The organism is Geopseudomonas sagittaria (genome assembly GCF_900115715.1).
Lineage (GTDB): Bacteria > Pseudomonadota > Gammaproteobacteria > Pseudomonadales > Pseudomonadaceae > Geopseudomonas > Geopseudomonas sagittaria.
Window position 1 is genome coordinate 14,399 of record NZ_FOXM01000024.1, and the last position, 24,725, is coordinate 39,123.

Annotated in this window: 24 protein-coding genes; 10 read left to right on the forward strand and 14 right to left on the reverse strand. The window is 67.4% G+C overall.

Annotated elements, in window-relative coordinates:
- The 10 genes from BM297_RS22005 to BM297_RS19925 all read right to left on the reverse strand — a co-directional run.
- The coding region (locus tag BM297_RS22005) for a branched-chain amino acid ABC transporter permease (protein ID WP_217648293.1) at positions 1–539 on the reverse strand (539 nt) is incomplete at its 3' end.
- Positions 540–659: 120 nt separating this feature from the next.
- Entirely contained in the window at positions 660–1,886 is a 1,227-nt protein-coding gene (locus BM297_RS19885) for an ABC transporter substrate-binding protein (RefSeq protein ID WP_092435139.1), read from the reverse strand.
- Between the two features lie 252 nt (positions 1,887–2,138).
- On the reverse strand, positions 2,139–3,413 hold the full coding sequence (locus tag BM297_RS19890; RefSeq protein ID WP_092435142.1) for an OprD family porin: 1,275 nt from the start codon (positions 3,411–3,413) through the stop codon (positions 2,139–2,141).
- Between the two features lie 469 nt (positions 3,414–3,882).
- Complete coding sequence (locus BM297_RS19895; protein ID WP_092435145.1) at positions 3,883–5,217, reverse strand: MFS transporter; 1,335 nt, start codon at positions 5,215–5,217, stop codon at positions 3,883–3,885.
- 75 nt (positions 5,218–5,292) lie between these two features.
- A complete protein-coding gene (locus BM297_RS19900; protein ID WP_394328026.1) occupies positions 5,293–6,084 on the reverse strand; it encodes a 1,6-dihydroxycyclohexa-2,4-diene-1-carboxylate dehydrogenase in 792 nt (263 codons plus the stop codon).
- 67 nt (positions 6,085–6,151) lie between these two features.
- Positions 6,152–7,162 (reverse strand): benzoate 1,2-dioxygenase electron transfer component BenC, encoded by a 1,011-nt coding sequence (gene benC, locus BM297_RS19905; protein ID WP_092435148.1) that lies wholly within the window; start codon positions 7,160–7,162, stop codon positions 6,152–6,154.
- 102 nt (positions 7,163–7,264) lie between these two features.
- On the reverse strand, positions 7,265–7,753 hold the full coding sequence (gene benB / locus BM297_RS19910; protein ID WP_092435151.1) for a benzoate 1,2-dioxygenase small subunit: 489 nt from the start codon (positions 7,751–7,753) through the stop codon (positions 7,265–7,267).
- A complete protein-coding gene (gene benA, locus BM297_RS19915) occupies positions 7,750–9,114 on the reverse strand; it encodes a benzoate 1,2-dioxygenase large subunit (RefSeq protein ID WP_092435153.1) in 1,365 nt (454 codons plus the stop codon). The genes benB and benA overlap by 4 nt, the downstream gene beginning before the upstream one ends.
- A gap of 229 nt (positions 9,115–9,343) precedes the next feature.
- Positions 9,344–10,297, reverse strand: a complete 954-nt coding sequence (locus BM297_RS19920) for an AraC family transcriptional regulator (protein WP_092435156.1) — start codon at positions 10,295–10,297, stop codon at positions 9,344–9,346.
- A gap of 222 nt (positions 10,298–10,519) precedes the next feature.
- Positions 10,520–11,368 carry an IclR family transcriptional regulator domain-containing protein gene (locus BM297_RS19925; RefSeq protein ID WP_092435161.1) on the reverse strand — a complete coding sequence of 283 codons (849 nt, stop codon included), beginning with the start codon at positions 11,366–11,368 and terminating at the stop codon, positions 10,520–10,522.
- Between the two features lie 239 nt (positions 11,369–11,607).
- Between BM297_RS19925 and BM297_RS19930 the strand changes: the two genes are divergently transcribed.
- The gene (locus BM297_RS19930) at positions 11,608–12,891 is read left to right on the forward strand and encodes an MFS transporter (RefSeq protein ID WP_245768307.1); all 1,284 of its coding nucleotides are present in this window, start codon (positions 11,608–11,610) and stop codon (positions 12,889–12,891) included.
- Positions 12,892–13,014: 123 nt separating this feature from the next.
- Positions 13,015–13,479 (forward strand): bacterioferritin, encoded by a 465-nt coding sequence (bfr, locus tag BM297_RS19935; RefSeq protein ID WP_092435164.1) that lies wholly within the window; start codon positions 13,015–13,017, stop codon positions 13,477–13,479.
- Positions 13,480–13,605: 126 nt separating this feature from the next.
- On the opposite strand, the gene BM297_RS19940 is transcribed toward bfr, so the two are convergent.
- Positions 13,606–14,007: a VOC family protein gene (locus tag BM297_RS19940; RefSeq protein ID WP_092435167.1), complete on the reverse strand. Its 402-nt coding sequence runs from the start codon at positions 14,005–14,007 to the stop codon at positions 13,606–13,608.
- Positions 14,008–14,208: 201 nt separating this feature from the next.
- Between BM297_RS19940 and BM297_RS19945 the strand changes: the two genes are divergently transcribed.
- A complete protein-coding gene (locus BM297_RS19945; protein WP_092435169.1) occupies positions 14,209–14,748 on the forward strand; it encodes a hemerythrin domain-containing protein in 540 nt (179 codons plus the stop codon).
- A gap of 18 nt (positions 14,749–14,766) precedes the next feature.
- Here BM297_RS19945 and BM297_RS19950 read toward each other — a convergent pair whose 3' ends face one another.
- Complete coding sequence (locus tag BM297_RS19950) at positions 14,767–15,723, reverse strand: homoserine kinase (protein WP_092435172.1); 957 nt, start codon at positions 15,721–15,723, stop codon at positions 14,767–14,769.
- Positions 15,724–15,754: 31 nt separating this feature from the next.
- Positions 15,755–16,039: a DUF2782 domain-containing protein gene (locus BM297_RS19955; RefSeq protein WP_092435175.1), complete on the reverse strand. Its 285-nt coding sequence runs from the start codon at positions 16,037–16,039 to the stop codon at positions 15,755–15,757.
- A 77-nt stretch (positions 16,040–16,116) separates the two neighbouring features.
- Here BM297_RS19955 and polA point away from each other — a divergent pair, with 77 nt between their 5' ends.
- Entirely contained in the window at positions 16,117–18,882 is a 2,766-nt protein-coding gene (gene polA, locus BM297_RS19960) for a DNA polymerase I (protein ID WP_092435177.1), read from the forward strand.
- Positions 18,883–19,243: 361 nt separating this feature from the next.
- Here polA and yihA read toward each other — a convergent pair whose 3' ends face one another.
- Positions 19,244–19,906, reverse strand: a complete 663-nt coding sequence (gene yihA / locus BM297_RS19965; protein ID WP_092435180.1) for a ribosome biogenesis GTP-binding protein YihA/YsxC — start codon at positions 19,904–19,906, stop codon at positions 19,244–19,246.
- A 225-nt stretch (positions 19,907–20,131) separates the two neighbouring features.
- On the opposite strand from yihA, the gene BM297_RS19970 reads away from it, so the two are divergent.
- The 6 genes from BM297_RS19970 (at position 20,132) to BM297_RS19995 (ending at position 24,686) form a co-directional block, all read left to right on the forward strand.
- Positions 20,132–20,428 carry a c-type cytochrome gene (locus tag BM297_RS19970; RefSeq protein WP_092435183.1) on the forward strand — a complete coding sequence of 99 codons (297 nt, stop codon included), beginning with the start codon at positions 20,132–20,134 and terminating at the stop codon, positions 20,426–20,428.
- Between the two features lie 42 nt (positions 20,429–20,470).
- Entirely contained in the window at positions 20,471–21,076 is a 606-nt protein-coding gene (locus BM297_RS19975) for a c-type cytochrome (protein WP_092435185.1), read from the forward strand.
- Positions 21,077–21,224: 148 nt separating this feature from the next.
- Positions 21,225–21,869 (forward strand): thiol:disulfide interchange protein DsbA/DsbL, encoded by a 645-nt coding sequence (locus BM297_RS19980; protein ID WP_092435188.1) that lies wholly within the window; start codon positions 21,225–21,227, stop codon positions 21,867–21,869.
- An 11-nt stretch (positions 21,870–21,880) separates the two neighbouring features.
- Complete coding sequence (locus tag BM297_RS19985; protein WP_092435191.1) at positions 21,881–22,741, forward strand: endonuclease/exonuclease/phosphatase family protein; 861 nt, start codon at positions 21,881–21,883, stop codon at positions 22,739–22,741.
- Positions 22,742–22,791: 50 nt separating this feature from the next.
- Positions 22,792–23,562: an N-acetylmuramoyl-L-alanine amidase gene (locus BM297_RS19990; protein WP_092435194.1), complete on the forward strand. Its 771-nt coding sequence runs from the start codon at positions 22,792–22,794 to the stop codon at positions 23,560–23,562.
- A gap of 152 nt (positions 23,563–23,714) precedes the next feature.
- Positions 23,715–24,686: a TAXI family TRAP transporter solute-binding subunit gene (locus BM297_RS19995; protein ID WP_092435196.1), complete on the forward strand. Its 972-nt coding sequence runs from the start codon at positions 23,715–23,717 to the stop codon at positions 24,684–24,686.
- Positions 24,687–24,725 lie beyond the last annotated feature (39 nt).

Genomic DNA, 24,725 nt, shown 5'->3' on the forward strand with positions numbered 1-24,725 from the left:
ATCTCGCGGTTGCTGGCGCCGCCGCGGATGATCATGCCCAGGCGGGTGCGCTGCAGGATCAGGTACATGGCCAGGGCGATCACCGCGCACACCGCCGAGACGAACAGGCGGTAGACCGGGTAGTCGAGGGTCTCGGTGAGGGCGATCGAGCCGCTGAGGAACGCGGGAATCGCCACGCTGTGCACGTCGTTGCCCCAGAGGATGCTCTGCAGCGCGTCGAACACCAGGATCAGGCCGAAGGTCAGCAGCACCTGGTCGAGGTGGTTGCGCTTGTACAGCGCCTGCATCAGGAAGCGCTCGATGAGCACGCCGAGGGCGACGGCCAGCGGCACGGCGAGGAGGATGGCGAGGAACAGGTGGCCGACCAGCGAGGTCAGCCACCAGGCCAGGTAGGCGCCGACCATGTACAGGGCGCCGTGGGCCAGGTTGATGATGTGCATGATGCCGAAGATCAGCGTGAGGCCGCTGGCGATCAGAAACAGCAGCAAGCCGTACTGCAGACCGTTCATGGTCTGGATGAGAATGCTGGACAGCTCCATGGTGATATTTCCACGCGATGGATGGCAGAGCCCGGGCACCAGCCGCCAGGGGATGGAACGGCCGGTGCCCGGGGGCGAACAACAGTGCGGCGGGCGGCCGGCGCCCGCCGCGCTGCCCGGTCAGCGGCTGGTGGCGACCTGCTGCAGCTTGCAGCCCGGGGCCGGGTCGCTGAGCTTCTCGCGGGCGACGTCGACCACCACGTTGGCGCCGTTGCGCACCTCGCGCAGGTAGACGTTCTGCACCGGGTTGTGCGCCTTGGAGAAGGTCCACTCGCCGCGCGGGCTGGCGATGCGCGCGTTCTCCATGGCCTGGATCCAGGCCGCGCGATCCTCGGTGTTGCCGGCCACGGCCTGCAGCGACTGGGCGAGCAGCAGGCCGGTGTCGTAGCCCTGTACCGCGTAGATGTCCGCTTCCTTGCCGAACTGCTGCTTGTAGGCGCTGCGGAACTTGGCGTTCTCGGCGGTCTCCAGCGAGTCGGCGTAGTGCAGGGTGGTCAGCAGGCCCTCGGCGGCCTGGCCTTGGGCGGCCAGGGTGCCCTCGGTGAGGAAGCCCGAGCCGAGCAGCGGGATCTTGCCCTTGAGGCCGGCCGCGGCGTAGTCCTGGACGAACTTGGCGGCGCCGCCGCCGGCGAAGAACACGAACACCGCGTCGGGCTTGAGCGCGGCGATCTCGGTCAGCTGCGACTGGAACTCGACTTCCGGGAACGGCAGGTAGATCTCCTTGCTGATCTTGCCGCCGGCCTGCTCGAAGCCTTCCTTGAAGCCGTCCACCGACTCGGTGCCGAAGCCGTAGCGCCAGGCCACGGTGACGATGTTCTTGTAGCCCTTGTCGGCGGCGACCTTGCCCATCGGGAAGGCGGTCTGCCAGGAGGTGAACGAGGTGCGGAAGATGTTGGCCGCGCACAGCGGGCCGGTGGCGGCGTTGAAGCCGGCGTTGGGGATGATCAGCGGCACGCCGCTCTCGCGGGCGACCTTGACCGCGCCCATGCCGACCCCCGAGTGCACCGGGCCGACCACCACGTCGACCTTGGCGCCGGACACCAGCTTCTGCATGTTCTGCACCGCCTTGCCCGGATCGGCCTCGCTGTCGACCACCACGTACTCGACCGACCGCCCGCCGAGCGTGCCGCCCTGCTGCTCGATGGCCAGCTTGAGGCCGTTGTTGGTGGCCTCGCCGAGGGCGGCGAAGGTGCCGGTGAACGGCAGCAGGATGCCGACCTTGACCGGATCGGCCGCCTGCACGGAGGCGACCAGGGAGGTACTCAGCGCCAACGCCATGGCACTCACCGCGAACAGTTTGCGCGGGATATTCACACAGGCCGGAAATGCTTTCTTGTTGTTGTGCATTGCTTTCTCCAGAACCAAGCAGATGTCAGTGGGTACAACCAATCAAATCAATCGGTCAGTGCAGCAATTCCTTTCTTGAACCGGGACCCAATCAACTAGCGGCATATATTCAGGCGCAAGGGAACCCTGTTTTCGCCAGGATCAAACCTGCCGAAAAGTTCCAACAGCTCCATCCATTGCCCGGGTTAAAAAAGCCCGCCTGGCGGCGGGCAAGCCCCGTAAAACTCGATAGTGCGCCGTACTGGCGCGAAATTAGAACAGACCCAGGGTGTAGCTGATGATCAGACGGTTCTCGTCGATATCGGGACGGTAGTTGGAGCGCGCGACCACGTTGCGCACGCGCACGCTGACGTTCTTCAGCGGACCGCTCTGCACGGTGTAGCCGAGATCCAGATCGCGCTCCCAGTCCTTGCCTTCCTCGGCACCGCCGGTGTCGACGTTGTCGCCGGTGATGTAGCGCACGGTGCTGACCAGACCCGGAATGCCGAGGGCGGCGAAGTCGTAGTCGTAGCGTGCCTGCCAGGAACGCTCGTCGGGCGCGGCGAATTCGAAGGTCGGCACCTCGTTGCCCAGCGGGGTGACGTTGGCGAACACCCGCGGCAGACCGTGGTCGCCATACATGGCCTGGTAGCCGACCAGGAAGTTGTGGCCGCCCCGCTTGGCGAACAGCTGGGTGTAGAACGCCTGGTTGTCGATCTCGCCGGCCAGTTCGTCGCCGTCCTCGCTGGAGTCGAAGTAGCCGAGGTTGGCGCCCAGGGTCCAGGCGCCCAGCGGCTCGCTGTGCTTGAGGCTGAAGAAGCGCTGGTTGTAGATGTCTTCCAGCTGCGCGTACCAGGCGCCGACGCTGGTGCGGTTCTGGTTGAAGGCGTAGTCGGCACCGGCGTAGTTGAAGCTGTCGCTGGTGGTCGTGCGCACGTAGCGCGGGCCGGTCGGGATCAGCGCGCGGATGTCGTCGTCGCCCGCCTCGTTGCGCAGGCTGGTGGCACGCAGATGGCCGCCCTGCAGGGTCAGCCCGGCGATTTCCTGGGAGACCAGGCTGGCGCCGCTGTAGGTCGGCGGCAGCAGGCGGATGTCGGAGAAGGTCAGCACCGGCAGGTTGGGCTGCAGCTCGCCGACCTTCAGCTCGGTCTTGGAGACCTTGACCTTGAGCGCCGCACCGGCGCGGCTGTACTCGTCGGGCGCTTCGTCACCGAAGGCCCCCGGCAGCAGGCCGGTGCCGGCGCGATCCGCGCTGCTGTCCAGCTTGATGCCGAGCATGCCGATGGCGTCGACGCCGAAGCCGACCGGGCCTGGGGTGTAGCCCGACTTGAAGTTGAGGATGAAGCCCTGCGCCCACTCTTCCTGCTTGGACTGCGCGGTGGCAGGCACGTCGCGGAAGTCGCGGCTGAAGTAGTAGTTGCGCGCCGTCAGGGTCGCGGTGGAGTCTTCGATGAAGCCGCCCTCGGCCGCCAGAGCCGCCGCCGGCAGCGTCAGGGCCATGCCGCTGGAAGCCATCATCAGGAGGGGAAGATTTGCTTTCTTCTTCATGTGCTCACTCTTTTTATTATTGGGCTTTTTTGTACTGGGCTTTTTATTGCCGGGATTTTTATTACTGGGATTCTTATTGTTTGAAAAAACCGCCGCCACAGGACGACCGGCCAAGCAATGCCCCTTCGGCGATACTCCGAAAAGACGTCATTCAATCCATTACTGCCACAGATAGTTCGCCGGCATCGGCCGACGCGCCACTTGGCGAATATTGCGCAACAGCTCCCGACCTATCTTCTATCTTTCCCCGCAAAACACAACATCACGCCGACTTATGTGTGCGCTAATCGCACACTTGGCAAAACCCGGGAAAGAAAGAATCAACACCGCAAACCATAAAAGACCGGCAGCAGAAAAACTTCCCGGACAATTACAATCGACCGGAAAGTCTTCGCACCACACAAGACCAGTTGCGCGCTATATCGCCGTCATGCCGGGCAGCGCGGATCGCGCCACCCGGCACTGCAGGTCAGGCCGCAGGATCCGCCAGGCGCACCGGCGCGGACTCGCGGCCACTGAGGGAGAAGATGACCATGGCGATCGCGGCGATGGCGCCGGGAATGGCGAAGGCCATGAAGTTGAGCTGCAGCGGCAGGTTGATGCCGAGCAGCGCGCCGCCGAGCAGCGGGCCGACGATGGCACCGTTGCGGCCGATGCCCGAGGCCCAGCCCAGACCGGTGGAGCGGATCGACAGGCCGTAGAACTGCGCGGCGCAGGCGTAGAGGAGGATCTGCGTACCGATGGTGGTGGCACCGGCGATGGCGATCAGGCCGTAGAGCACCGGCATCGGGGTCTTGAAGCCGAGCAGGCTGATCGACACCGCCGCGGCGATGAAGAAGCCGACCAGGACCCGCGGCAGGTTCATGCGGTCGCCCAGCATGCCGCCGCCGATGGCGCCGAACACCGCGCCGAAGTTGAGCACCAGCAGGAACGACAGGCTGGAACCCAGGCTGTAGCCGGCGTTGGCCATCAGTTTGGGCAGCCAGGAGCTGAGCGCGTAGACCATCAGCAGGCAGCAGAAGAACGCGGTCCAGATCGACAGGGTGCGTACTGCGCGCCCGTCACGGAACAGCTCGAGCACCGAGGCGGCCTTGCCCTTGGCGTCGGCCATTTCCAGCACCTCGTCGGCCGGCAGCTCACGCGCCGGATCGACACGCTTGAGCAGTGCGCGGGCCTGCTCGCTGCGCCCCTGGCGGACCAGGAAGCCGACCGACTCGGGCAGGTACCAGAGGATCACCGGCAGCAGCAGCAGCGGCACGGCGGCGGCGAAGAACATGGTTTCCCAGCCGAAGCGCGGCAGCATGTAGATGCCCAGACCGGCGGAGAGCATGCCGCCCACCGAGTAGCCGCTGAACATGATCGCCACCAGGGTGCTGCGCAGGCGCTTGGGCGCGTACTCGTTCATCAGCGCCACCACGTTGGGCATCAGGCCGCCGCAGCCGAGGCCGGCGAGGAAGCGGAAGATGCCGAACTCGGTCGGGCTGCTGGCAAAGCCGTTGAGCACGGTCGAGCCGCTGAACAGCACGAAGCAGATGGCGATGCCCTTCTTGCGGCCGATCTTGTCGGCCAGGGTGCCGAAGCCGAGGGCGCCGAACATCATGCCGAACAGCGCGTAGCTGCCCAGCGCGCCGGCTTCCAGCGGGGTCAGGCCCCATTCCTTCATCAGCACCGGCAGGACCACGCCGTAGATGAACAGGTCATAGCCGTCGAATATCAGCAGCAGGGCGCACAGGCACATCACCATCCAGTGGAAGCGGGTGAAGGGCGCGTTGTCGATGATCTCGTGGACGTCGATCTTTTTCATGGCTTTTCTCTTGTTGTTATTCGCAGCACGGAAGACACCCGCTGCGGCTGGCCGCAGCGGATCGGGGGATCGGGATCAGCCGAGGTCGCCACCACCTACCGGCAGGGTCACACCGGTGATGTAGGAGGCTTCGTCGGAGGCGAGGAAGAGGATCGCCGCGGCCTGTTCATCGATGGTGCCGTAGCGCTTCATCAGGCTGCTGTCGATGGTCTGGTCGACGATCTGCTGGTACCAGACCTTTTCCTGCGCGCTCTGCTCGGCGGCGTTGCGCGGGATGCGCCGCGGCGGCGCCTCGGTGCCGCCCGGCGCGGTGGCGTTGACGCGGATGCCGCGCTCGGCGGTTTCCAGGGCCAGGCAGGCGGTCAGCGCGTTGACGCCGCCCTTAGCCGCGCCGTAGGGCACGCGGTTGACGCCGCGGGTGGCCACCGAGGAGACGTTGACGATGGCGCCGCTGCCCTGCGCGAGCATCTGCGGCAGCGCCGCGTGGCAGCACCACAGGGTGGGGAACAGCGAGCGACGCACCTCGGCCTCGATCTCGTTTTCCGCGTAGTGCTCGAACGGCTTGGCCCAGATGGTGCCGCCGACGTTGTTGACCAGGATGTCGAGGCGGCCGAAGCGCTCGACCGCGGCGGCCATCACCCGCTGGCAGTCGCCGGCCTGTTCGAGGTCGGCGGTGAGGGTCAGCACCTCGGCAACGCCGGCCAGCTCGTCGGCCAGTTCGTGGACCAGCTCGGAGCGGTCGACCAGCACCAGGCGGCCGCCCTCGGCGGCCATGCGCTCGGCCACGCGGCGGCCGATGCCCTGGGCGGCGCCGGTAATCACCGCCACCTTGTGTGCAAAGCGTTGCTGAATTTGTTGTGTGTGCATGGCAAGGCATCCGTGAAAAAAATAGCCCGCGCGGCTAGGTCGCCAGGACCGCGGGCCCAAGGGACTGTCAGGCACTGGCCGCGAATTTCTCGTAGTAGAAATTCGCCGGCTGGATTCCGCGCTGGCGCAGATCCTGGTTGACCGCCTCGACCATCGGCGGCGGACCGCACAGGTAGATGTCGACGTCGCCATCGTTCAGCTGGCCCGGCGCGATGTGCTGGGTCACGTAGCCCTTGTTGGGGTACTGGCTGTCCGGATTGGCCACGCAGGCGCCGTAGGTGAAGTTGGGCAGGCGCTGGGCGAAGGCCTCCAGCTTGTCCATCTCGACCAGGTCGAAGTCGTTGGTGACGCCGTAGATCAGGTGTACTGGCTGCTCGCTGCCGGTGGCGACGAGCTTGTCGAGCATCGCCAGGAAGGGCGCCAGGCCGGTGCCGCCGGCCAGCATCAGCAGCGGACGACGCACTTCGCGCAGGTAGAAGCTGCCCAGCGGGCCGGTCATGGTCATCACGTCGCCGACCTTGGCCAGCTGGGTGAGGTAGCCGCTCATCAGGCCGCCCGGCACGTTGCGGATCAGGAACGACACCTGGCCGTCCTCGGGCATCGAGCTGAACGAGTAGGCGCGGCTCAGTTCGCTGCCCGGTACCTGCAGGTTGACGTACTGGCCGGGCAGGAAGGCCAGCTTGCCCAGTTCGTCACCCTCGATGGCCAGGCGGATGGTGCTGTCGGAGAGCGGCTTGACCTCGCGGATGGCGGCGCGGAAGCTGCCCTGCTTGATCCGACAGGCGCTGGAGGCCACCGGCACGCGCACCACGCAGTCGCTCTGCGCGCGCATCTGGCAGGTCAGCGCCAGGCCCTGGGCGGCTTCCTCGGCGCTCAGGGCGTCCTCGATGAAGTCCTCGCCGAGTTCGTAGTTGCCGGATTCGACCTGGCACTTGCAGGCGCCGCAGGCGCCGACCCGGCAGTCCAGCGGAATGTTGATGCCTTGGCGATAGGCGGCGTCGGCCACGGTCTCGCTGGCTTTGGCGTCGATGAAGCGGGTGACCCCGTCTTCGAAATTCAGTGCGATCTTGTGCGACATGCTGCACCTCGCTTGGGGCGGTATTCCGCGCAGGCCGCAGCCTTGCGCGCACGCAGGGTGTGGAGCGATGCGGGCCGCTCGGCGCGGCCCGCTCGCCTCTCATTAGATGTGGTAGATATCCATCACGTGACGCACGTAGTCGTTCTTCAGCACCACCTTCTTGGCCTTGACCAGCGGGTTCGGCCCACGGGTGTCCAGGGTGTAGAAGCTGGTGCCGTAGTACTGGTCGACGACCTTGTAGCGGAAGCTCAGGGTGTGCCAGTTGAAGCGCACCTTGCAGAAGCCTTCGCCCTGCTCGACGATCTCGATGTTGTTGATGTTGTGCGAGGTGCGGGTGTCCGGAATGCTCGCACTGGAACGCTCGGTGCGGATGCGGAAGATGCGGTCCTCGAGGCCGGCACGGCGGCCGTACCAGATCAGCGAGATTTCCTTCTGCGGATCCTCGGTCAGCTCGTCGTTGTCGTCCCAGGCCGGCACCCAGAAGCTGACGTCCTCGGCATACAGCTCGAGCCAGCTGTCCCAGTCCTTGTCGTCGAGAAAGCGCGCTTCCTGGTAGAGAAAATCGCGTACGGCTTCGTAGGAGATGCTCATTGTCCGGCCTCCACGTGGATCAGGTTCTGTTGTTCTTGTTCGACGGCCTTCTTCATGCTGGCCAGCCAGTGGCGGTGCTGGAGGACGAACAGACCTTCGTCTTCGGCGCGCGCACCGCTCATCAGCGGCTTCAGCTGGATTTCCTTGGCGGCCTCATCGGCACCGTCGATCCAGTGCTTGGCACCACGGGACATGTCGTTCCACGGCAGGGCGCGGGCCTGGAAGCCTTCCTGACAGGCGCGGAATTCCTCGAGGTCGTCCGGGGTGGCCATGCCGCTGACGTTGAAGAAGTCTTCGTACTGGCGGATGCGGTGGGCGCGGGCCTCGGCGCTCTCGCCCTTGGGCGCGATGCAGTAGATGGTGACTTCGGTCTTGTCGACGGAGATCGGCCGGGCGATGCGCAGCTGCGAGCTGAACTGGTCCATCAGGTACAGGTTCGGGTACAGGCACAGGTTGCGCGAGTTCTGGATCATCCAGTCGGCACGGGCCGCGCCCACTTCCTCGACCAGCTGGTCGCGACGTTCGTGCAGCGGACGGTCTTCCGGGTTGTCCCAGCGGGTCCACAGCAGCAGGTGGCCGTTCTCGAAGGAGTAGAAACCGCCGCCCTTCTTGGCCCAACCGCCGGCGCTCATGGCGCGGATGTCGTCGCCGGCATCCTTTTCCTTGCGGTTGCCCTGGGTGGCCGCGTAGTTCCAGTGGGTGGCGGTGACGTGGTAGCCGTCGGCGCCGTTCTCGGCCTGCAGCTTCCAGTTGCCTTCGAACACGTAGGTGGAGGAGCCGCGCAGCACTTCCAGGCCCTCGGGGGACTGGTCGACGATCATGTCGATGATCTTCGCCGATTCGCCGAGGTGCTCGACCAGCGGGACCACGTCGGCATTCAGGCTGCCGAACAGGAAGCCGCGGTAGGACTCGAAGCGGGCGATCTTGGTCAGGTCGTGGGAGCCGTCGCAGTTGAAGCTGTCCGGGTATCCGGCTTCAATCGGATCCTTGACCTTGAGCAGCTTGCCGTTGGTGTCGAAGGTCCAGCCGTGGAACGGGCAGGTGTAGGTCGCCTTGTTGCCGTGCTTGAAGCGGCACAGGGTGGCGCCACGGTGGCTGCAGGAGTTGATGAAGGCGTTCAGCTCACCGGCACGGTTGCGGGCGATGAACACCGGCTGACGACCCATGGTGACGGTGTAGTAGTCGTTCTTCTCGGGAATCTGGCTCTCGTGGGCCAGATAGATCCAGTTGCCCTCGAAGATGTGTTTCATCTCCAGCTCGAACAGCTCGGCATCGGTGAACATCTCCCGCTTGCAGCGGTAGATGCCCTTCTCCTGGTCTTCTTCGAGCAGGGAATTGAGATAATCAGGTCCCACGGACATGGCTGTGCTCTCCGTTGTTGTTTTTGTGCTGTGGAGTTCAGACTAAGCCCGCGCCCGGGCGGGCAATATCCGCTTTCTGCACGATCGCTATCCGCTTTCTGCACAGTACGGAAAACGCCGCAACGAAAACGGACAGGCCCGCGCGACGGCGCACGGCGGGGAGAGGACGGAGGGGCAGCGGAAGAGCACAGCAGCGCGGCGGGCAGGCGCCCGCCGCAGGGGGGAAGGATCAGTTGCGGCGGCGCAGGGTGTCCGAGGGCAGCTCGCCGAAGGTGCTCTTGTAGCACTCGGAGAAGCGGCCGAGGTGCAGGAAGCCGTAGTCCAGGGCGACTTCGGTGACGTTGCGTACCGGGGCCCGCGGGTCGCTCAGGCGCGCATGGATGATCTCCAGCTTGCGCTGGCGGATGTAGTGCTTGGGCGTGGTGCCGGCATGCTTGTCGAACAGCGCATACAGCGAGCGCGCGCTCATGTGCGCCAGCTCGGCCAGCTGTTCGAGGCTGATGTCCTGCTTGAGGTTGTTGTCGATGAACTCGACCAGGCGCTCGAACGACGGGCAGGCGCTGCCCAGCGGCTCGCGGCTGACGTTGCTGCCGGGCAGGCCGAGCAGCTTGCTGGCGATGATCTTGGCGAAGTGTTCCTGCACCAGCGGCGTGCTCTGCTCGGCCTCCGCTTCCTGGCAGATCAGGCCGATCAGGCCGAGGAAGCCGTCCAGCTCCTCGAGGCGGTGGCGCGGCGCGAAACGCACCCCCTCGCCGGAATGGCGCCACTGGTTCTCGCTGCAGGCCTTGTCGATGAAGGCGGCCGGCAGCTTGACGATGAACTTCTCGCAGTCGTCCGAATAGGTCAGGTCGACCGGATCGTCGGGGTTGATCAGCAGCAGCTCGCCGGGAGTGAAGTAGTGCTCCTCGCCGCGCCCGCGCCACAGGCAATGGCCGCGCAGGAGGACCTGCAGGTGGTAGAGGGTCTCCAGCGCTGGCGAGGTGACCTGCACGCGGCTGCCGTAGCTGATCTGGCACAGGTCCAGACTGCCGAAGGTGCGATGGCTCAGGCTCGCTTCCGGATGCCCGTTGCGCGGCAGCAGGATGCGGTGGGAACCGACATGCTGGTTGACGTAGTCCGACACCGCATGGGGATCGGCATGGGCGAAAACCAGACTCTTCTCGTTCAGCAGACGACAGTCCATGGTTCACGGTGCTCTTGTAGTTTTTATGGTGACGCTGGGCGGTTCGGATCACGGGGCCGCCCGATATTTTTCATTGACCCACAACAAGGCCCCGGCGGCAACCGCAACAGAGGTCGCATGGCGTCGCGCCGACGACCGGCAAAGACCGCGCGCACACTAAGGGATTGCGCCCTGCCCGAACAGGGCCGCGGGCGGTAATCGCCCACTTTCGCGATGGCGCCTTCAGCGTAGCAGCTGCGCGCTCAGCTCGCGGCTGGCCGCCTGCAGGGCGGGCAGGTAGCGGCCCTCCAGCTCGGCGCGACTGACCCGCGCGGCATGCCCGCTGATGCTCATCGCCGCCAGCACGCGGCCCTCGGCGTCGTGCACCGGCACGGCGATCGAGCGCAGCCCGGCCTCCAGCTCCTGGTCGATCAGGCACCAGCCCTGCGCGCGCACCTGGTCCAGGCGCTCGCGCAGCGCCTGCGGCTCGCACAGGGTGCGGCTGGTGCGCGCCGCCAGGGTGGCGCCGGCCAGGTACTCGTCCAGACAGGCCGCGTCCAGCGCGGCCAGCAGCACCTGGCCCAGCGAGGTGCAGTAGGCGGGCAGACGGGTGCCGACGCGGATCTCCACGGAGAGGAAACGCTGCGCGGTCGCCGTGCACGCCAGGTAGAGCGCCTCGTCGCCCTCCAGGGTGGCCAGGCTGCAGGCCTCGCGCAGCTGCTCGCTGAGGCGGTCGAGGAACGGCTGCGCCGCCACCGCCAGCGGCGTCGACGACAGGTAGGCATGACCGAGGGTCAGCACCTTGGGCAGCAGCGTGTAGGTGCGCCCGTCGTCGCTGCCCACGTAGCCGAGCTTGACCAGGGTGTGCAGGCAGCGGCGCACGGCGGCGCGCGGGATGCCGGTGCGGTGGCTGATCTGCGCGATGGTCAGCTGGCGCTTGCGCTCGTGGAACGCATCGATCACCGCCAGTCCGCGGGCCAGCGAGGTCATGAAGGTCGGATCGCCGCCCATTTCCTCGATGCGCCGCGCCGGCGAAACCTGCAGCGGCGGCGACAGGGCGGGCGGGGAGAGGGGCGATTCGAGCTCGTTCATGGGACTTTCTCTGCGTTATTGTCCGGCCCCTGGAGGGGCGTTGCGCGGAGTATTGAACGAGATTCCGGCGGATCGCAATCGGCAACCGCGCGCCGCGGCGCTGGTTGGCGCCGCCCGGCAGGCGACCCGGCCGGCGCGCGGACAGGGCCAAGAATCCGCCAAGCGACGCGCAACCAGCGACAGCGGGCGCAGCCGGCAGTAAGCTTTGCCGCCGAACTCTCCGGTTGCGGATCCCCCTCGTGAGCAGCTCTCCTGCCGCCGGCGCGCAGCGCTGGCCCCACGCCGTGCGCGCGCTGCGCCACCGCAATTACCGTCTGTACTTCGCCGGCCATCTGGTGTCGATCCTCGGCAACTGGATCCAGCAGGTGGCGCTGGCCTGGCTGGTCTACCGGCTGACCGGTTCGGCCGCCCTGCTCGGCCTGACCAGCTTCGTCGCCCTGGCGCCGCAGCTGCTGATCGGCCCGCTGATCGGCGCCTGGATCGACCGCCGCGACAAGCGCCGCCTGCTGCTCGCCACCCAGGCCCTGCTCGGCGTGCAGGCCGCGGCCCTCGCCGCGCTGACCGCGCTGGACTGGGTCACCCCGCCCCTGCTGGTGGCGATGGCGACCCTGCTCGGCGTGCTCGGCGCCTTCGACACCCCGCTGCGCCAGGCACTGATGAGCAGCTTCATCGACGACCGCACCGACCTGCCCAACGCCCTGGCGCTCAACGCCATGCTGGTCAACAGCTCGCGCTTCGTCGGCCCGCCGCTGGCCGGCCTGCTGCTCGGCCTGACCGGCGAGGCGTTCTGTTTCGCCCTCAACGCGCTGTCCTTCCTCGCCCTGCTGATCGGCCTGCTGCGCATGCGCATCGACGCGCCGCCGCCGGCGCGCGGCTCGATGGGCGCGGTGTTCCGTCAGGGCCTCGACTACGTGCTCGGCCAGGCCACGGTGCGCCAGCTGATGCTCGGCGTGGTGGTGGTCAACTTCGCCGCCTCCTGCTACGCCGTGCTGCTGCCGGTGTTCGCCCGGGACGTGTTCGCCGGCGACGCCGCCACCCTCGGCTGGCTGTGGGGCGCGGCCGGCGGCGGCGCGCTGCTCGCCTCGCTGCTACTCGCCAGCCGACGCTCGACCGCCGGCCAGGTGCAGCTGATCCTCGCCGCCAGCGCGCTCAGCGCCGTCGCCCTGCTGCTGTTCGCCGCCAGCACGCGGCTGCCCCTGGCGCTGCCGGCCATGGCGGCGCTCGGCTTCGGCCTGACCTGCGCCAACGTCGGCACCAACATCCTCATCCAGGGCCTGGCGCCGGATGCCCTGCGCGGGCGCGTGGTGTCCTTCTACATCGCCTGCCGCTTCGGCTTCGAGGCGCTCGGCGGGCTGTGCGCCGGCCTGCTCGCCACCCGCCTCGGCGCCCCCGCCACCCTCGCCGGCGCCGGCGTGCTGCTGCTCGGCTACTGCCTGTGGCTGCTGCCGCGGCACGCCGCGCTGGGCCGTGCGGTCGGCCTGGCCCAGGCGAGCGCGGAGGAGGAGCGCGCCGCCGCGCCCTGACGGACGGCGCGGCGCGTCCGCTGCCTCGCCGTGCAGGCGCTGCAGCGCGGGCTATATTCTGTTGATCCCCTGCTTCGCCGGGGGGACCATAGGATCCTTTCCGCGCCACCAGGATGCCCCGCCATGAAAGGAAAGACCGCCGTCATCGATTACCTGAAGACCCTGCTCAAGGGCGAGCTGGCCGCCCGCGACCAGTACTTCGTCCACTCGCGCATGTACCACGACTGGGGCTTCACCAGGCTCTACGAGCGTCTCAACCACGAGATGGCCGAGGAGACCGAACACGCCGACGCCCTGCTGCAGCGCATCCTGTTTCTCGGCGGCGTACCGGACATGACTCCCGACGCCGTGCGGGTCGGCAAGAGCGTGCCGGAGATGCTGAAGACCGACCTGACCCTGGAGTACGAGGTGCGCGAGGCGCTGGCCAAGGGCATCGCCCTGTGCGAACAGCACCAGGACTACGTCACCCGCGAAATCCTCGAGAAGCAGCTGCACGACACCGAGGAAGACCATGCCTACTGGCTGGAGATCCAGCTGGGACTGATCGACCGGATCGGCCTGGCCAACTACCTGCAGTCGCAGATGTAAACCCCGCTCCCGGCGCAGCCACGGCAGGGGGACACCCCGACGCGAAACACCCGCTCTCGCGGCGCGGCGAAGTGGCGGCCGATGGCGCGGTCGCGGGTATCCTGCGCTTCACGCTGCATGGCTCAGCTACTCGCAGCTGACCATCCAGCTCACTCCGAAGCGGTCGGTGAGCATGCCGAAGCTCTGCGCCCAGAAGGTCTTCTGCAGCGGCATGTCGACCTTGCCGCCCTCGCCCAGGGCGGCGAACCAGGCCTCGGCCTGCGCCGTGGTCGGAGCGGAAACCGCCAGGGAAAAGCTGCTGAACGGCTTCAGTTCGGTACACATGCCGTCGGACATCATCAGGTTGCTGTCGCCGACGCGCAGGTTGGCGTGCATCACCTTGTCCTCCGTGCCGGGCGGCATCTCCATCGGCTCGGGCGACTCCTTCATGCGCATCAGAAAGGTGATCTCGGCGCCCAGCGCGCGGACGTAGAAGTTCAACGCCTCCTCGCAGCAGCCGTTGAAGAACAGATAGGGTTCGACTTTCATGGCAACCTCCGCACAGCGGCACCGCGCCGCAGAAGAGGCTTACAAGTCTAGGCGGACTGCCGGCCGCCGCCGTGCAGGTCATCGGCTGGCCGACCGCCGGACGCGCGCCGGGGCCGGCGGGCGCCCGCGGCAGCCCGGCTGGACAAGCCGCAGCGGCCCCCTAGACTGCCCTGAAAGCCTGCCCTTGCTGCGGAGAGCCCCATGAGCCAGATCATCAGCGATCTCACCCACGAGCATGACGCCATCCTCGCCGCCCTGCGGATTCTCGAGCGCATGGCCGAACGGGCACAACGCAACCAACTGGCGCCCGGCGACCTGGCCGAGTTCCTCGGCTTCCTCCGCGAGTTCGTCGACCAGTGCCACCACGGCAAGGAGGAAGGCCTGCTGTTTCCGGCCATGGCCAAGGCCGGCCTCGCCGAACACGGCGGCTTCATCGACGAACTGCTGGCCGAGCACGTCCAGGGCCGCGCGCTGATCCAGGCCATGGCGCAGGCCGGCACACCGACCATCAACGCCGCCGAGCTCGCCTCCGCCGCCACGGCCTACGCCGAGCACCTGCGCGCGCACATTGCCAAGGAGAACGACACCTTCTTCCCCATGGCCGAGCGGCTGCTCGACACGCCGACGATGGAGGCGCTGCACCAGGCCTTCGCGGAGCACGAGGCCAAGGTCATCGGCGCGGGGCGCCACGAGCAGCTGCACCAACTGCTGCATCAGCTCAAGGCGAAATATCTCGGCTGACGGGACTGTCGTCGGCCGTCACAGGGCGAACGGCAAGCCCTGCCCCGGCTCCACCGTCTGCCGCGCCTGCAGCAGGCGGCGAAACTCCTCGGGATCCTTGATCAGCACGTCCTGGCCGGCGAAGGCCGCGGCGGCGATCAGCCGCGACAGCCAGAAGCGCACGCAGGCCACGCGCAGCATGGCCGGCCACAGCTCGGCCTCGGCGGCGCTGAACGGGCGCAGGGCGGCGTAGCCGGCGAGCAGGGCGTTGAGGCGATGGTGGTCGAACTCGCCGCACGGCTCCACGCACCAGTCGTTGGCGGCGATCGCCAGGTCGTAGAGCATCGGCCCGGAGCAGGCGTTGTAGAAGTCGATCACCCCGCTGAGGCGGTTGCCGTCGAACAGCACGTTGTCGTGGAACAGGTCGCCGTGCAGGTTGGCCTGCGGCAGGTGCTCGAGGCGCGGGCGCAGCTGGACGATCTCCTCCAGCGCCGCCTTGAGCAGGTGGCAGGCCGCGTCGTCGAGACGCAGGGCCTGCAGCGGGCCTTCGGCGAGCATCCAGTCGAGACCACGGTCGCTCGGTCGTTCGAACATCTGCTCGCGGGTCGCCAGGTGCAGACGCGCCAGCAGTTCGCCGACCTCGTGGCAGTGGTGCGGGTTGGGCAGCGCCACGTGGCTGCCGGGCAGGCGCGGCTGCAGCAGCGCCGGCAGCCCGGCCAGCTCGCGCAGCGCCTCGCCGTCCGCCGTGCGCACCGCGTAGGGCACCGGCAGACCGGCGTCGTGCAGCACGTCGAGCAGGGCAATGAAGAAGCCCATCGCCTCGCGCGGGCCGCGCTCGATCAGGGTCAGCACGTATTCGCCGCCTTGCAGGCTGACGAAGAAGTTGCTGTTCTCGGTGCCGGCGGCGATGCCCTGGAACTCCAGCAGGCGGCCGAGCCGGTAGGGTTCGAGGAAGGCTTCCAGCTCGTGGCGTTCCAGCGGGGTGAAGACGGACATGGCGATTACCTGCTGCAGTTCGTGGTGCGCCTTACCAGCGGAAGATTTCCCACTGCGGAATCAGCATGTCCGGGTTGTCCGAACGGATGAAGTTGCTGTCGCCGTCGGCACGCACCAGGAAGTACGGCTTGCCGACCTTCGGGGTGACCTTGATGGCGTAGAGGAAGCCGTTGACGCGGTACTCCTGGATGGTCTTGTCGCCCTCCTGGCGGATGGTCACGTCCGGCTCGGCGCTGGGCGCCTCGTCCTGGGCGATGGCGGCGAACGGTGCAACGGCCAGCAGGCCAACGAGCAGCAGACGGTTGATTGCGCGCATGGTGGTAACCTTGTCCCTTTGCTGAGAATTGTCCGGCTATCTTACCCCGGCCGCATCGCCCAAGAGTTGATTTCCCCATGAGTCTAGCCCCTCTCGTCCTGGTGGACGGATCCTCCTACCTGTACCGCGCCTTCCACGCCCTGCCGCCGCTGCACACCTCGCGCGGCCTGCCCACCGGCGCGGTGAAGGGCGTGCTGAACATGCTGCTGAGCCTGCGCCGCCAGTACCCGGACAGCCCCTTCGCGGTGGTGTTCGACGCCAAGGGGCCGACCTTCCGCGACGAGCTGTTCGAGCACTACAAGTCGCACCGCCCGCCGATGCCCGACGACCTGCGCGTGCAGATCGAGCCGCTGCACGCCTGCGTCAAGGCGCTGGGCCTGCCGCTGCTGTGCGTTGAGGGGGTGGAGGCCGACGACGTGATCGGCACCCTGGCGCGCTCCAGCGCCGCCGCCGAGCGCCCGGTGGTGATCTCCACCGGCGACAAGGACATGGCCCAGCTGGTCAACGGCCACATCATCCTGGTCAACACCATGACCAACCCGCCGACCTACATGGACAGCGACGGGGTGACCGCCAAGTTCGGCATCGGCCCGGAGCTGATCATCGACTACCTGGCACTGATGGGCGACAAGGTCGACAACATCCCCGGCGTGCCGGGGGTCGGCGAGAAGACCGCGCTGGGCCTGCTGCAGGGCCTGGGCGGCGGCCTCGACGTGATCTACGCCAACCTCGACCAGGTGCCGGCGCTGCCGATCCGCGGCGCCAAGTCGCTGCCGGCCAAGCTCGAGGAGCACCGCGAGATGGCCTACCTGTCCTACCAGCTGGCCACCATCAAGACCGACGTGGCGCTGGACATCGCCCTCGACCAGCTGCACCCGGCGCCGGCCGACCGTGAGGCGCTGATCCCGCTGTACCGCGAGCTGGAGTTCAAGAGCTGGCTGGACGACCTGCTGCGCGAGACCAAGGCCGCCGGCCTCGCGGCACCCGCCGCGAACCTCGCCGAAAACTCGGCGCCAGCGCCCGCCGCGTCGGAGCAGCGCTACGAGACCGTGCTGGAGCCGGCGCAGTTCGCCGCCTGGCTGGCCAAGCTCAAGGCCGCCGAGCTGTTCGCCTTCGACACCGAAACCACCGGCCTCGACGCCCAGCAGGCCGAGCTGGTCGGCATTTCCTTCGCCGTCAGCGCCCATGAGGCGGCCTACGTGCCGCTGACCCACAGCTACATGGGCGTGCCCGAGCAGCTGGACCGCGACATCGTGCTGGCCGCGCTCAAGCCGCTGCTGGAGGACCCGGCCAGGGCCAAGGTCGGCCAGCACGCCAAGTACGACATCAACATCCTCGCCCGCTGCGGCATCGAGGTGCGCGGCGTGGCCTTCGACACCATGCTGGAATCCTACGTGCTGGACTCCACCGCCACCCGCCACGACATGGACAGCCTGGCGCTGAAGTACCTCGGTCAGTCGACGGTGAAGTTCGAGGACATCGCCGGCAAGGGCGCCAAGCAGCTGACCTTCGACCAGATCGCCCTCGAGCAGGCCGGCCCCTACGCCGCCGAGGACGCCGACGTGACCCTGCGCCTGCACCAGGCGCTGTGGCAGCAGCTGCAGGCCGTGCCGGCGCTGGCCAAGGTGCTGACCGAGATCGAGATGCCGCTGGTGCCGGTGCTGGCGCGCATCGAGCGCCAGGGCGCGCTGGTCGACGCGAAACTGCTCGGCCAGCAGAGCGTCGAGCTGGGCGACAAGATGCAGCAGCTCGAGCGCCAGGCCTTCGAGCTGGCCGGCGAGGAGTTCAACCTCGCCTCGCCCAAGCAGCTCGGCGCCATCCTCTACGACAAGCTCGGCCTGCCGATCCTCTCCAAGACCGCCAAGGGCCAGGCGTCCACCGCGGAAAGCGTGCTCGCCGAGCTGGCCGAGCAGGGCTACGCGCTGCCGCAGGTGCTGATCGACTACCGCAGCGTCAGCAAGCTGAAGAGCACCTACACCGACCGCCTGCCGGAGCAGATCAACCCGCGCACCGGGCGCATTCACACCAGCTACCACCAGGCGGTGACCGCCACCGGGCGACTGTCCTCCTCGGACCCCAACCTGCAGAACATCCCGATCCGCACCGCCGAGGGCCGGCGCATCCGCCAGGCCTTCGTCGCCGCGCCGGGCTACCGGCTGGTCGCCGCCGACTACTCGCAGATCGAGCTGCGCATCATGGCCCACCTGGCCCAGGACGCGGGCCTGCTGGACGCCTTCCGCCACGGCCGCGACGTGCACCGCGCCACCGCCGCCGAGGTGTTCGGCGTCGAGCTGGAACAGGTCAGTACCGAGCAGCGCCGCCGCGCCAAGGCGATCAACTTCGGCCTGATCTACGGCATGAGCGCCTTCGGCCTGGCCAAGCAGCTGGGCGTCGAGCGCAAGGAGGCGCAGGCCTACATCGACCGCTACTTCGCCAGATACCCGGGCGTGCTGGCCTACATGGAGCGCACCCGCGCGCAGGCCGCCGAGCAGGGCTACGTGGAGACCCTGTTCGGTCGGCGCCTGTACCTGCCGGAGATTCACGCCAAGAACGGCGCGATGCGCAAGGCCGCCGAACGCACGGCGATCAACGCGCCGATGCAGGGCACCGCGGCGGACATCATCAAGCGCGCCATGGTGGCGGTGGACGCCTGGCTGCAGGACAGCGGGCTGGACGCGCGGATGATCCTCCAGGTGCACGACGAACTGGTGCTGGAAGTGCGCGCGGAGCAGGTCGAGACGCTCAAGGCCGGCCTGCTGCCGCTGATGAGCGGCGCCGCGCAGCTGGACGTGCCGCTGCTGGTGGAGGCCGGGGTGGGCAGCAACTGGGACGAGGCGCACTGAGAGCCCATTCACGATCTGCTGCGCGTCGGCCATGCTGCGTTGAAATCGGTTTCGGAATGCTCATTTACGACCAGTAAACTCCGCTTCCTCAACCGATTTCGCCTTGCCTGGCTCTAGCTCGCGAGATCGTGAACAGGCTCAGAGCGCGCCGGGGTACTGCCAATCACCCGACCAACGGCTGAACTTTCGCCATGGCGGGCAGTCGGATTTAGGGAGTGGTTGGCAGACCCCTCGTTGGATGGTTCTTGCAGAACCTGATGTTGGCAGAACTCCGGATTACCCCGCCCTGGTGATCCGGTGTTGAGACCCGGACTTCCAGCCCCCCACGGAAGCCCGGGTTTTTTTTTGCCTGGGCGAAACCTCAGCCCTGCGCCGCCGCGCCGTCGTCGGCAGCCTCGCCGTCTTCCGCCAGCAAGCCCATCCAGCCGGCCAGCACCGCGTGGGCCTCCTCGATGCCCAGGCGCTTGGGCGCGGAGAAGAGCTGCACGCTGGCGATGTCGCCCCAGCTCTGGCGGATATCCTTCTGCACCTTGAGCAGGGCGTTCTTCGCCGCGCCGTAGGTCAGCTTGTCGGCCTTGGTCAGCAGTATGTGCATGGGCAGGCGACTGGCCACCGCCCAGTCGAGCATCAGGCGGTCGAACTCGGTCAGCGGATGGCGGATGTCCATCAGCAGGACCACGCCGACCAGGCTGTGGCGGCTGCCCAGGTAGGCCTCGAGGTGACGCTGCCAGTGCTGCTTGAGCGGGATCGGCACCTTGGCGTAGCCGTAGCCGGGCAGATCGACCAGGCGGCGCTCGTCGTCGAGACGGAAGAAGTTGAGCAGCTGGGTCCGCCCCGGGGTCTTCGAGGTACGCGCCAGACGGGCGTGGGTCAGGGTGTTCATCGCGCTGGACTTGCCGGCGTTGGAGCGCCCGGCAAAGGCCACCTCGTAACCCACGTCCGGCGGACACTGGTCGACCTGCGCGGCGCTCTTGATGAAGGCGGACTGCTGACACAGACCGAGGATGGGATTCTTGACGGACATGGCGTGGGCCTGTTGTGCGCCTGCGCCGGAAACGCGTTGCAGGCTGGTACTGGAGTGGGCTGCGACCAAGTGTCACGGATGGCGGTTCCGTTTCCGTTTTGACGTCGCCTGTATATAATGCCACGGATTTTGTGTGCGCTTTATTCCCAAGTGATGATGTCCAGCCGGACGGACCCAGCCAGCAGAATGCCGGGCCGTTTCCCCCTGATGTAAATGAGGTCGACCATGAAGAAACTGATGCTTGCTGTGTCGCTCGTCGCTGCTGCTGCCTCCGCGCAGGCTGCCCAGGATCCGGAAGCGGTGTTCAACAAGGCCTGTGGCGTCTGCCACATGGGCGCCATCCCCACAGCACCGGTCAAGGGCGACAAGGCCGCCTGGGAACCGCGTCTGGCCAAGGGCATGGACGCACTGGTCGCAAGCGTTACCAACGGTCTGAACGCCATGCCGCCGCGCGGCATGTGCATGGACTGCACCGCCGAGGACTACAAGGCCGTCATCGAGTGGATGAGCGCGGCCAAGTAAGCCCGACACCCCTTTCTCCCTTAGCCGTAGTTGGATTAGCTGATGAACAAACTACTCGTGAGTCTGCTGTTGACCATGGGCGTGACCGGTGTGGCCCACGCCGCTGGTGATGCCACCGCCGGACAGACCAAGGCAGCCGTCTGCGGCGCCTGCCACAGCCCCGATGGCAACAGCGTGGCGCCGAACTTCCCGAAGCTGGCCGGCCAGGGGGAGCGCTACCTGCTGAAGCAGATGCAGGACATCAAGGGTGGTAAGCGTCCCGTGGTGGAGATGACCGGCCTGCTGGACAACCTGAGCGATCAGGACCTCGCCGACATCGCCGCCTACTTCGCCAGCCAGAAGGGCACCATCGGTCAGGCCGACCCCAAGCTGGTCGCCCGTGGCGAAGCGCTGTTCCGCGGCGGCAACCTGGAAGCCGGCATGCCGGCCTGCACCGGTTGCCACGCTCCGGACGGCCGCGGCAACGATCTGGCCGGTTTCCCGCAACTGAACGGCCAGCACGCCCAGTACGTGGCCAAGCAGCTGACCGACTTCCGCGAAGGCAACCGCACCAACGACGGCGACAGCATGATCATGCGTTCCATCGCTGCCAAGCTGAGCAACAAGGACATCGAAGCGGTGTCCAGCTACATCCAGGGCCTGCACTAAACAGCCTTGCAGTAGCTCGCAACACAAAAGGGTGGCCTCGGCCGCCCTTTTTTTTGCCCGTCTCGCCTACAATCGCTGGGAATTCGTCCGCGGTCGCCGGTGTCCAATCGCCAGCCGCAACCCCCGTCATCCTGTTCAGGAGTCAAGCATGCGTAACCTGATCCTCTCGGCCGTGCTGGCCGGCCTCAGCCTGTTCGGCGCCACCGCTCACGCCGAGGACATCCAGGCCGGCAAGCAGTACGTCGAACTGAGCAGCCCGGTACCGGTGGCCAAGCCCGGCAAGATCGAGGTGGTCGAGCTGTTCTGGTACGGCTGCCCGCACTGCTACCAGCTCGAGCCGACCATCCAGCCGTGGGCCGAGAAGCTGCCGGAAGACGTCAACTTCGTGCGCATCCCGGCACTGTTCGGCGGCCTGTGGAACGCCCACGGCCAGATGTTCCTGACCCTCGAGGCCATGGGCGTCGAAGCCAAGGTGCACGACGCCGTGTTCGCCGCCATCCACCGCGAAGGCAAGAAGCTGGCCAAGCCCGAGGAGATGGCCGAGTTCCTCGCCAGCCAGGGCGTCGACCAGGACAAGTTCCTCAGCACCTTCAACTCCTTCGCCATCAAGGGCCAGATGGAGAAGGCCAAGAAGCTGGCCATGGCCTACCAGATCACCGGCGTACCGGTGCTGGTGGTCAACGGCAAGTACCGCTTCGACCTCGGCAGCGCCGGCGGCCCGGGCGGCGCGATCCAGGTCGCCGACCACCTGATCGCCAAGGAGCGCGCTGCCCAGCCCGCCCCCGCCCAGTAAGCGAGGCGCCCATGCTCAGGCGCTGGATCACCGCCCGCGCGCCCGCCAGCCGGGCCGCGCGGCGCAATCCGCAGGCCACCGGCGACGCTGGCCTCGGCGAGTGCCTGCGCCTGCTCAGCTTCAACATCCAGGTCGGCATCAGCACCGGCCGCTACCACCACTACCTGACCCGCAGCTGGCAGCATCTGCTGCCGCACCGCGAACGCGCGGTGAACCTGCAGCGCATCGGCGCCCTGCTCGCCGATTTCGATCTGGTTGCCCTGCAGGAGGTCGACGGCGGCAGCCTGCGCTCCGACTACGTCAACCAGGTCGAACACCTCGCCCAGCTCGGCAACTTCCCCTACTGGTACCAGCAGCTCAACCGCAACCTCGGCCCGCTGGCCCAGCACAGCAACGGCCTGCTCAGTCGCCTGTGCCCCAGCCTGCTGGAAGACCACCCGCTGCCCGGCCCGCGCGGGCGCGGCGCCATCCTCCTGCGCCTGGGCGAAGGCCCCGAGGCGCTGGCGGTGGTGATGATGCACCTGGCCCTCGGCAGCAAGGCGCGTACCCGTCAGCTGGCCTACATCCGCGAGCTGATCCACGGCTATCGCCACTGCGTGCTGATGGGCGACATGAACACCCACGCCAGCGAACTGCTCGAGCACTCGCCGCTGCGCGACCTCGGCCTGATCGCCCCGCAGACCTGCGCCACCTATCCCAGCTGGCAGCCACAGCGCTGCATCGACCACATCCTGCTCAGCCCGCAGCTGACCCTGGAGCGCATGCAGGTGCTGGATGCACCGATCTCCGACCACCTGCCGGTCGCCATCGACATCCGCCTGCCCAGCACCCTGCGCGACCAGCAGCTGATCGCCCTGCCACACGCGAACTGAGGCGGACGGGTTATGCTGGACGCCCGCGTCACAGTCATCCCCTGCCCCCCATGAAGACTCTCCCCCTGCTTGCCCTCACCCTGCTGCTCGGCGGCTGCGCCGGCGGCCTGCGCTTCGACGACTCGCAGCGCTCCGTCGACCACAGCAGCCGGGTCGAATTCATCGTCATCCACTACACCTCCAGCGACCTGCCGCGCTCGCTGCAGACCCTCACCACGGGCGGCGTCAGCGCCCACTACCTGCTGCCGGCCGACGGCCGCCGGATCTACCGCATGGTCGACGAGAACCGCCGCGCCTGGCATGCCGGCGACAGCCAGTGGCGCGGGCGCACCTGGCTGAACGCCAGCTCGATCGGCATCGAGATCGTCAACCCCGGCTACACCGACGGCCCGGACGGGCGCACCTGGCACCCCTACCCGCAGGCGCAGATCGACCGCCTGATCGTCCTGCTCAAGGACATCCAGACCCGCCACGGCGTGGCCCCGGTCAACATCGTCGGCCACAGCGACATCGCCCCGCAGCGCAAGGTCGACCCCGGCCCGCTGTTCCCCTGGCGCCAGCTCGCCGCCGCCGGACTGATCCCCTGGCCCAAGGCCGCCGTGGTGCAGGACAAGCTGCGCCAGCTCGACGGCCGCGTGCCGGAGGTCGCCTGGTTCCAGCACCAGCTCGAGCGCGCCGGCTACGCGCTGCCGCAGCACGGCGAGCTGGACGAGGCGACGCGCAACGTGCTGGCCGCCTTCCAGATGAAGTACCGCCCCGAGCGCCACGACGGCCAGCCCGACCTGCACAGCGCCGCGCTGCTGCTGGCCCTGCCGCTGTAGCAATCCCGCCGCGCCGCGACCTTCTACACTCTGCACAGGGTTTTCCGCCCGCAGCTGGCGGAACAGGACTCTTTTGCAGGTAAACTTGCCCGTCTGTCGCGTTCCACAAGCATGTCGGCAGATCCAGACAATCAGAAGAAGGAAGCACCTCCATGAAAGGCAAAACCTTGGCATGGGCCCTGTCGGCAACACTGGCAGGCCTCTCTCTGGGCGGCACCGTTCAGGCACAGGACAAGTTCGTCACCATCGGCACCGGCGGCCAGACCGGCGTCTACTACGTGGCCGGTCAGTCGATCTGCCGGTTCCTCAACCGCGGCGCGGCCGAGCACCAGATCAAGTGCAACGCTCCGGCCAGCGGCGGCGGCGTGGCCAACGTCAACGGCATCCGCAGCGGCGAATTCAACTTCGGCATCATGCAGTCCGACCACCAGTACAAGGCGATGAAGGGCGAGGCGCCGTTCCAGGCCGAAGGCGCGATGGACGACATCCGCGCGGTGTTCTCCCTGCAGAGCGAGGTGTTCACCATCCTCGCCCGCCGCGACGCCAAGATCGCCAGCTTCGACGACCTCAAGGGCAAGCGCGTCAACATCGGCAACCCGGGCTCCGGCCAGCGCGACACCCTCGACGAGATCCTGCGCGTCAAGGGCTGGGACAAGTCGGCCTTCTCCCTGGCCGCCGAGCTCAAGCCGGCCGAACAGGCCGCCGCGCTGGGCGACAACAACATCGACGCCATGACCTACTTCGTCGGCCATCCCAACGGCGCGATCCAGGAAGCCACCACCACCGTCGACGCCGTGCTGGTGCCGGTGACCGGCGCGGACATCGACAAGCTGCTGGCCGAGAAGAGCTACTACACCAAGGCCGAGATCCCCGGCGGCCTGTACAAGGGCAACGACGCGGCGACCCCGTCGATCGGCGGCAAGGCGGTGCTCTCCACCAGCGCCAAGACCGATCCGGAAGTGGTCTACCAGCTGGTCAAGTCGGTGTTCGACAACCTCGAGCGCTTCCAGCGCCTGCACCCGGCGTTCCAGGACCTGAAGGCCGAGGAGATGATCAAGGTCGGCCTGTCCGCCCCGCTGCACGAGGGTGCCGCGCGCTACTACAAGGAGCGCGGCTGGCTGTAAGCGCCGCCCGCTCCACCTGCGCCGGGCGCTGCTACGCTG